We start from the raw sequence: 1,449 nt of genomic DNA on the forward strand, positions 1-1,449 counted from the left end.
GGACGATTCCTAATCGGGATGTCAAGCCGTGAGGGTGACGGGCGGTGTGGGCTGGTAGCACCGTCCGTCACGCAGGAGGGCCCACAGGACGTTGACTCGTCGGCGTGCGAGGGCCATGACCGCTTGGCTGTGCCGTTTTCCCTCGGCGCGCTTGCGGTCGTAGAAGCGGCGGGACTCGTCGCAGCAGCGGATGCTGATCAACGCGGAGGTGTAGAAGACGCGTTGGAGGCGGCGGCTGTAGCGGGTTGGCCGGTGCAGGTTGCCGCTGACCTTTCCGGAGTCGCGCGCGACGGGGGCGACGCCGGCGAACCCGGCGAGCCGGTCGGCGTTGTCGAAGGCGTTCAGGTCACCGCCGGTGGCGGCGAGGAACTCCGCCCCCAGCAGCGGCCCGATGCCGGGCATGCTGGCGATCACTTCGGCATGGCGGTGCTGGCGAAACCGGCCCTCGATGAGCTTGTCCGTCTCGGCGATCTTCTCGTTGAGGGCCGTCACCTCCTTCGCGAGGGAGTTCACGACCTGGGCGGTCATCTCTTCGGCGGGCAGAGCGGTGTGCTGGCCCTCGGCGGCCTGGACCGCCTTGGCGGCGAGCTGGTCGGGTCGGACGACCTTGCGGTTGCGGAGCCAGGTGGTCAGCCGCCGGGTGCCGGCGCGGCGGATGGCGGCCGGGGTCTGGTAGCCGCTCAGCAGCACCAGCGGGCCGACGTTGGTCAGGTCGAGTTCGCGTTCCAGGCCGGGGAAGATCTCGGTGAGGTGGCCGCGGAGCCGGTTGATGGTCCGGGTGCGGTCGTCGCTGAGGTCACGGCGGCGGCGCGTGAGGACCTTCAGCTCGGCCACCAGCTCGTCGGTGGGCCGCAGCGGTGCCAGGTCGCGGCGGATGCGGGCCTGGTCGGCGATGACCGCCGCGTCTTTGGCGTCGGTCTTGCCGTCGCCCCGGTATCCCTCCGAGGCACGGTTGACGGTCCGGCCGGGTATGTAGAGCAGCGGCTGGCCGTGGTTGAGCAGGACAGCGATCGCCAGAGCGGCCCCGCCGTCTGCCAGGTCGATGCCCCAGGTGACTTCGTCAGCGAGGTCGAGGACGTCGGCCAAGAGCTGGAGCAGCTCGGTCTCTTCGTTGGCCACGCGCCGCGAGAGCAGCCGCTTGCCGGTGTCGTCGATCACCACGCAGTGGTGATGGGTCTTCCCGGCGTCGATACCGGCCCAGATCGCTGTCATGTACGTCTCCGCAGGTCGCTCCTACACGGGTACCGCAGACGACCTCGCTGTCGAGTCCCTACTGAGCGATCAGTGCCGCAATTCCTAATGAGCAGCCGAGTCGTCGTGGGGCGCCGGGCGGCGAATCGTCCGAAGCCACACGAACGGCACACGACTGAAAGCCACACCCAGCGCCCCTGGGTGAGCCAACCCTACGAATGGCTCGCTCATCCCGATGAACAACGTAGGGACGACTGA

General features: G+C 68.8%; 1 protein-coding gene. It reads right to left on the reverse strand.

Annotated elements, in window-relative coordinates; translation table 11 throughout:
* Nucleotides 1–21 precede the first annotated feature (21 nt).
* The gene (locus AC5P09_RS51775) at nt 22–1,212 is read right to left on the reverse strand and encodes an IS110 family RNA-guided transposase (RefSeq protein WP_493880604.1); all 1,191 of its coding nucleotides are present in this window, start codon (nt 1,210–1,212) and stop codon (nt 22–24) included.
* Nucleotides 1,213–1,449 lie beyond the last annotated feature (237 nt).

It is taken from the genome of Streptomyces sp. a15 (assembly GCF_059026085.1).

Coding starts and splice junctions, on each gene's coding strand:
- AC5P09_RS51775 (WP_493880604.1), bottom strand. CDS start 1,212: ATGACAGCGATCTGGGCCGGTATCGACGCCGGGAAGACCCATCACCAC.